Raw genomic sequence first — 6,439 nt, forward strand, 5'->3', positions numbered from 1 at the left:
ATGAAAAATGCTGTTGTATTATTAAGTGGTGGGTTAGACTCTTCTACAACACTTGCACTGGCAAAAGAAAGAGGTTACGCCACATATTGCATGAGTTTTGATTATGGTCAAAAGCAATTAATAGAATTAAAATCCGCTCGCAAAGTCAAAAATTCTATTGCACCTGAAGCAGGACATAAAATAGTTAAAATAGACTTAAAAACATTTGGAAATTCTGCAATTACAGATAATATAGATGTTCCTAAAAATCGCTCAGAAAAAGAAATTTTAAGCAAAATACCTATAACATACGTTCCTGCAAGAAATACCATATTTTTATCTTATGCTCTAGCATATGCAGAAGTTTTGCAAGCTAATGACATATTCATTGGGGCTAATATACTAGATTACAGCGGATATCCTGATTGCAGGCCTGCATATATTGAAGCATTCAATATTATGGCAAACTTAGCTACATCAAGAGCTGTAGGAGGAGAAAAAATAAAGATCCATACTCCACTTATACAGTTAAACAAAGCTCAAATTATTGAAGAAGGCTTACGACTTGGAATAGATTACTCTATGACCTTATCATGTTATAATCCTGATGAAAATGGATATTCATGCGGAGAATGTGATGCATGTATTTTGAGATTGCAAGCTTTTAAAGAACTTGGCAAAGATGCCCCTATAAAATATATTTCACACAAATAACATGCATGTTAACTCTTCAGCACTTGGTAAGAAATCTATTTATACTGATCAATATAATCCCTCACTATTATTTGCCATTCCAAGAGTGGACAAGAGAAATGAAATTGGTATAGATAATAACAATATGACATTTTACGGATATGACATTTGGAATGCATATGAAATTTCTTGGCTAAGGCCTGATAGAAGACCAGATATTGCTACCTCCGAAATAATTTATTCATGCAGGTCTGAGTATATCATTGAGTCAAAATCTTTAAAATTGTATTTAAATTCATTTAATGGCACTATTTTTAAGTCTAAAGATCATGTAAAAACCACAATAGAACAAGATTTATCTCATAAATTAAGCACCGATGTTATAGTTAAATTAGAAGACATTAATACAGAAGTTACTTTAAAAAACCCTGAGGGAAAAAATATTGATAATTACTATGACAAAAAACTTGATAATTGCAAAATAGAGATAACTGATAAAACCATTGTTCAAGATGAAAAAATATATACTCATTTGTTAAAATCTAATTGTCCAGTTACAATGCAACCTGATTGGGGAACTCTAATAATAAATTATTCCGGTGCAAAAATTAATTATTCAAGTTTAATAAATTATATTATTTCACTAAGAAACTTAAATGAATTTCATGAACAGTGTATTGAAAAAATTTACATGGATATATATAGAAATTGTAAAACATCTAATTTAGAAGTATATGGCAGATATACTAGAAGAGGAGGCATTGATATTAACCCATATAGATCAACTAAAGATACACCTATTCCTGAAAACATAAGAACATATAGGCAGTAAATTTACACTTTTTAAAAAATGGGAAGAAATTTATCTAATCACAAAAGAGGAATAGATGCAGAAAACATTGCAATTACCTACCTAAGCAACATTGGATATACCATTTTTAAACATAGATATAAAACTAAATATGGTGAAATTGACTTAATTGCTTATAAGAAAAATCTACTAATATTCGTAGAAGTAAAAAATAGAAAAAAATTACCTAACTATGATATTATTTTAAACAAACAAAAAACTAGGAGCTGTGAGACTGCAATGTATTTTTTAGCTCAACACAATCAATTTCATAATTTTAATATGAGATTTGATTGCTTTTTATTAGATAGATATGGTAACTTCAAGTATGTAGAAAATGCATGGGACGTTAGCGAATCAAAGCTTATGGGTGTTTTATGATCAATCTTAGCGAATTTAATGGCAAAAAAATTGGAATATTTGGATTAGGAAAAACTGGCACAGGTTGCCTTAAGGCATTACTTAATACAAATGCTCAAGTAACTGCATGGGATAACAATAAGCAAAGATTCTTAGATTTAAAAAATGATATTTCTAGTGACAAAAAAATTTACTTTTCTGATGTCATAGACCCTATTGATGTTAAAAAGCTAGATTTTGTTATCGTTAGTCCTGGTATACCTTATAAATACCCTAATCCACATAAAATATTCACTATATGTCAAAAACATAATATCCCTATAGTAACTGATATTGATCTTTTATTTAAAGCTTGCCCCAAAGCAAATTACATAGGTATTACAGGCACTAATGGCAAATCAACAACAACCTCTCTTACAAATCATATTATACAATCCAATAATTATAAGTCTGCCTTAGGTGCTAATATTGGCATTCCTGCACTTAACTTACCAAATTTCAATAATAATAATGAACATTATATTTTAGAATTATCATCTTACCAACTTGATTTAATGCTCAATTATAAATTTAATATTGCCGCATTATTGAGTATAACTCCAGATCACTTAGATAGATATGAGTCTTTTGAAGATTATAAAAGTGCAAAATTAAGAATTTTTAACAATCAAAAACATAATGATTTTGCAATCATTTCACTTAATAATCACATTAATCAAGATATTTATAACCAACTTATAATAAAAAGAAATCAAACAATAATTCCAACATCTAATCAACAACTTTTCAAAAAAGGTGTTTCTGTAATTAAAGATAAGCTTTATGATAATTATTTTGAAAATCAAGCATTTAACCTAGATTTACCGAGTAGTCTAATTGGTGTACATAATGCAGAAAACATTGCAATAGCATATACTATTGCAAAAGTAATAAAACTGAATTCAAAACAAATTATAAGGAATTTTAGTACATTTATTGGATTGTCACATAGAATGGAATTATTTCTTAAAACTGAAAAATTATCATTTATAAATGATAGTAAAGCAACTAACATTGCCTCTACTAAAGAAGCATTAAGCTCATTTAAAGATATACACTGGATTGCAGGAGGTATTTTTAAAGAAAGAAATCTTGAAGGACTCAATTCAAGCTTAAAGGAAGTAAGACATTGCTACCTTATCGGACAAGATTATGAAAAATTTATTCCCTTATTAAAAAAAAATAAAATACCTTATTCTATTTGCAATAACTTGAAGAATTCTATCCAGGAAATTAAAAATACCGTTAAAAGCGGAACTATATTATTGTCCCCATGTTGTGCATCATTTGATCAATGGAAAAATTTTGAAGAAAGGGGAAATGCTTTTAAAAATTTGATTCTTGAAAATTATTCATGAATAATTAGTTATCCTCTATAGAAATTTTAACTAAATAACTAGATACTATAATTGTTATAGCTATTGTTAAACAAAAAATAGCCCCTAATAGTAGTATATGCAACCAATCATTTGATATATAGCACAATACACTTATTATTATCGTTGGTATGTTAATAAATATTGATATTAATATTTGAGAAACTTTTTTTTGAAAGCTTAGAAGGAAAGAGGAAGAAAAAATTGAATTTACAACTATATTAATAACTGTAAAAATTTTAATAAGTATTAACTGCAAAATATTATAATTATTAAACCCGTAAGACATCAGATCGAATAAAATTGTAAGTGATGTATATAAAGCTGCATAAAATAGAATAGATGCAATAATTTTTGATATTATAAAATATTCTAAAATAATACCAGTTAATATAAACTGTTCAAATAACCCTTTTTTATAGTCATTTAACAGTATTAATTCTGAGGATAAATTTATCGAATAAATAATTAATAATATTTCAATAACCTTAAACGTTTCAAAGTTAATGAAATCTCCTTGTAAAAATTTTAGGATACAAAGAGATGATATAAATAAAAATATACTTGTGAAAACTAGATGCTTATTTTCAAAGAAAACTTTTAGCTGCTTAAAAAATATTAATAAAAAAACCTTATGAATTGGCGCGGTTAAAAATTTTAAATTACTGGTCATTACAAAAATCTTGTAAATTTATCTCTGACATATTTTCTATTTTAATATTTTGATCATGATCTACTATTATTACTATACCTCTTTGCATACATCTTGCTTTTATAAGATTAACTAATATATCTTTCGCTTGGTAATCTAAACTATTAAATGGCTCATCTAACAACCAAATCTTAGCACTACATAACAAAAGTCTAGATAATAAAACTTTTTGTTTAAACCCCTGAGATAACTTATACACCTTGGTATGAATATATGGTTCTAAATCAAAAGTTCTAATGGATGCTGGTATATTCATTTCTTGATCATAAAGCTTGCCCCAAAATTCAAGATTTTTAAGTACAGTACAACTCTCATCTAATACATCAGTTTTACCAATATAAAAAATTAACTGATAAAATTCTCTTAAAGCTAGTTTTATATTAATAGAATTATAAAAAATATCACCAGAGTTTTTAGGAATTAAATTGGCTATTATTTTCAGTAAACTCGTTTTACCAATCCCATTTTTACCTCTAATAAATAAGCAAGAGCCATTAAATATGGTAAATCCTAAACCTGAAAATAATAATTTTTTGTTCCTAACTGCAGAAATATTACTACAAGTCAGCATCTTTTGAAATTTTAATTATTATTAGCATTTGATTTATATTGTTCATATAATCTTGCATATTCTCCGGAATTCAATATCAATTCATCATGATTACCTGACTCTTCAATTTTTCCATCTGATAACACAAAAATAACATCTGCAGATTCTATTGTAGAAAGCCTATGAGCAATAACAATAGTAGTCTTATCTTTTTTCAAATAATCCAATGCCATTTGCACTTTTTTTTCAGAAATAGCATCAAGAGAACTTGTCGCTTCATCAAGAAGTAAAATTGGGGCATTTTTAAGTACAGCTCTTGCTATTGCTAGCCTTTGTTTTTGCCCACCAGAAAGTTTAACTCCGTTTTGTCCAATACTAGTATTATACTGATTTGGAAGTTCAGTAATAAATTCATGTGCAGCTGCAATCATAGATGCATCTAAAATTTCTTCATCTGTTGCATCAAGTTTTCCATATCTAATATTTTCCATTATTGTATCATCAAATAGGTTAACATCCTGACTCACAAAAGCTATATTCTTTCTTAAAACATCTAATCTAATATCATTAATATTTATATCACCTATACAAATATCTCCACTACTTACATTATACAATCTTTGAAGTAAATTTAAAACAGTAGTTTTTCCTACCCCAGAACCGCCTACTAATGCAATTGTCTGACCTTGTTTAATATCAATATTGATCCCATTAAGAATATTTTGTCCAAGTTTATAAGAAAAAAACACATCAGAAAATTTAATATTATACATTTTCAAATCAGTTATAGCCTGAGTTTCATCTATTTTAGCTTCTGGTTCTACATCAAGCATTATAAACAACCTTCTTGAGGCAGCTAATCCCTCTTGCATTAATGCATTAAGCCTAGATAAAGCCTTCAAAGGTTTATATGCTAAAAGTAGTGCAGTTATGAAAGATAAAAATTCACCTGAAGTAGTTTCTTGAAAACCAACGTAAAAAATTAATACTGCTATTACTAAGCCTCCTAATATTTCCATTATCGCCGAAGGAGATGATTCTACATATGCTGCTTTTTTAAATATAGATAAAAATTTATCTATAATAGTTTTTGCCCTATTAATTTCAAATTCCTCTCTACAATAAGACTTAATTAATTTAATATTCTGAAAAGTTTCATCTAATCTAACTGTAAAATCTCCCATTTTTTCTTGCATATTTTTAGAAATTTTTTTCATTCTTTTTCCTAACCTTATTACTGGATAAAATGCCAAAAGAAAAAAAATAACAATAATTAATGTTAAACTAAAACTTTGTTTAAACATCAATATAACTAATCCAACCAAAGTAAAAAACTCTTTAATAATACTAGTATAGATTTCTATTGTTGAATTTTTTAGAATATTAATATCATTTGTAAATCTAGATATGAGATTTCCAGATGGATGTTTTGCTAAAAATTTAAGATCTGCATATATTAGATGTTCATATAGCTCCATTTGTATGTTTGATGAAATTTGCTGCCCCACCCGCTTCATAATTATAGAGTCATAAAATGAAGCTACCCCATTTATAATAAAAATTAAAATCATTACTATAGGTATCAAATAATGCATTGTAGAATTTTTACCTACAATAACATAATCCAAAGCTGGCTGAACAACCCATGCAAGGAAAGTTGCCGCAGATGCTGAAACCAACATGCATAATAAGGCTAATGATAATCTTTTTCTTAGTGGCCTTATGTAATTTTTGAATAACCTATTAAAAAGATACCAACTACTATCGTACTTATTTTCTAATTCTTTTTTCACTTTAAGATGTTACCTTCGTCCAAATTTTCTTAAAAATAGACGAGTTATCGTTATTTTGTTTATTTGTATTTTTCATACCATTATTCC

General features: G+C 27.4%; 7 protein-coding genes. 4 read left to right on the plus strand and 3 right to left on the minus strand.

All coding sequences use genetic code 11. The features are described from left to right. Genes queC through murD form a run of 4 tightly spaced genes read left to right on the plus strand, consistent with a single transcriptional unit; the run spans position 1 to position 3,279 of the window. The gene (queC, locus tag EIC27_RS00555) at positions 1–693 is read left to right on the plus strand and encodes a 7-cyano-7-deazaguanine synthase QueC (RefSeq protein ID WP_126044220.1); all 693 of its coding nucleotides are present in this window, start codon (positions 1–3) and stop codon (positions 691–693) included. A gap of 1 nt (position 694) precedes the next feature. Further along, positions 695–1,504: an NADPH-dependent 7-cyano-7-deazaguanine reductase QueF gene (gene queF, locus EIC27_RS00560; protein WP_126044221.1), complete on the plus strand. Its 810-nt coding sequence runs from the start codon at positions 695–697 to the stop codon at positions 1,502–1,504. Positions 1,505–1,522: 18 nt separating this feature from the next. After that, on the plus strand, positions 1,523–1,903 hold the full coding sequence (locus EIC27_RS00565; protein WP_126044222.1) for a YraN family protein: 381 nt from the start codon (positions 1,523–1,525) through the stop codon (positions 1,901–1,903). After that, positions 1,900–3,279 carry a UDP-N-acetylmuramoyl-L-alanine--D-glutamate ligase gene (murD, locus tag EIC27_RS00570; protein ID WP_126044223.1) on the plus strand — a complete coding sequence of 460 codons (1,380 nt, stop codon included), beginning with the start codon at positions 1,900–1,902 and terminating at the stop codon, positions 3,277–3,279. The genes EIC27_RS00565 and murD overlap by 4 nt, the downstream gene beginning before the upstream one ends. A 4-nt stretch (positions 3,280–3,283) precedes the next feature. On the opposite strand, the gene EIC27_RS00575 is transcribed toward murD, so the two are convergent. Genes EIC27_RS00575 through EIC27_RS00585 form a run of 3 tightly spaced genes read right to left on the minus strand, consistent with a single transcriptional unit; the run spans position 3,284 to position 6,352 of the window. Then, complete coding sequence (locus tag EIC27_RS00575; RefSeq protein WP_126044224.1) at positions 3,284–3,970, minus strand: hypothetical protein; 687 nt, start codon at positions 3,968–3,970, stop codon at positions 3,284–3,286. Beyond that, complete coding sequence (gene ccmA / locus EIC27_RS00580; protein ID WP_126044225.1) at positions 3,960–4,580, minus strand: heme ABC exporter ATP-binding protein CcmA; 621 nt, start codon at positions 4,578–4,580, stop codon at positions 3,960–3,962. Before ccmA ends, EIC27_RS00575 begins: the two co-directional genes overlap by 11 nt. 11 nt (positions 4,581–4,591) lie before the next feature. Next, positions 4,592–6,352, minus strand: a complete 1,761-nt coding sequence (locus EIC27_RS00585; protein ID WP_126044226.1) for an ABC transporter ATP-binding protein — start codon at positions 6,350–6,352, stop codon at positions 4,592–4,594. Positions 6,353–6,439 lie beyond the last annotated feature (87 nt).

The sequence above is a fragment of the Candidatus Aquarickettsia rohweri genome, from assembly GCF_003953955.1.
GTDB lineage: Bacteria > Pseudomonadota > Alphaproteobacteria > Rickettsiales > Midichloriaceae > Aquirickettsia > Aquirickettsia rohweri.

Excerpts from the sequence above, each read along its gene's own strand:
- queC (WP_126044220.1), top strand. The coding sequence starts at position 1 with ATGAAAAATGCTGTTGTATTATTAAGTGGTGGGTTAGACTCTTCTACA.
- queF (WP_126044221.1), top strand. The coding sequence starts at position 695 with ATGCATGTTAACTCTTCAGCACTTGGTAAGAAATCTATTTATACTGAT.
- EIC27_RS00565 (WP_126044222.1), top strand. The coding sequence starts at position 1,523 with ATGGGAAGAAATTTATCTAATCACAAAAGAGGAATAGATGCAGAAAAC.
- murD (WP_126044223.1), top strand. The coding sequence starts at position 1,900 with ATGATCAATCTTAGCGAATTTAATGGCAAAAAAATTGGAATATTTGGA.
- EIC27_RS00575 (WP_126044224.1), bottom strand. The coding sequence starts at position 3,970 with ATGACCAGTAATTTAAAATTTTTAACCGCGCCAATTCATAAGGTTTTT.
- ccmA (WP_126044225.1), bottom strand. The coding sequence starts at position 4,580 with ATGCTGACTTGTAGTAATATTTCTGCAGTTAGGAACAAAAAATTATTA.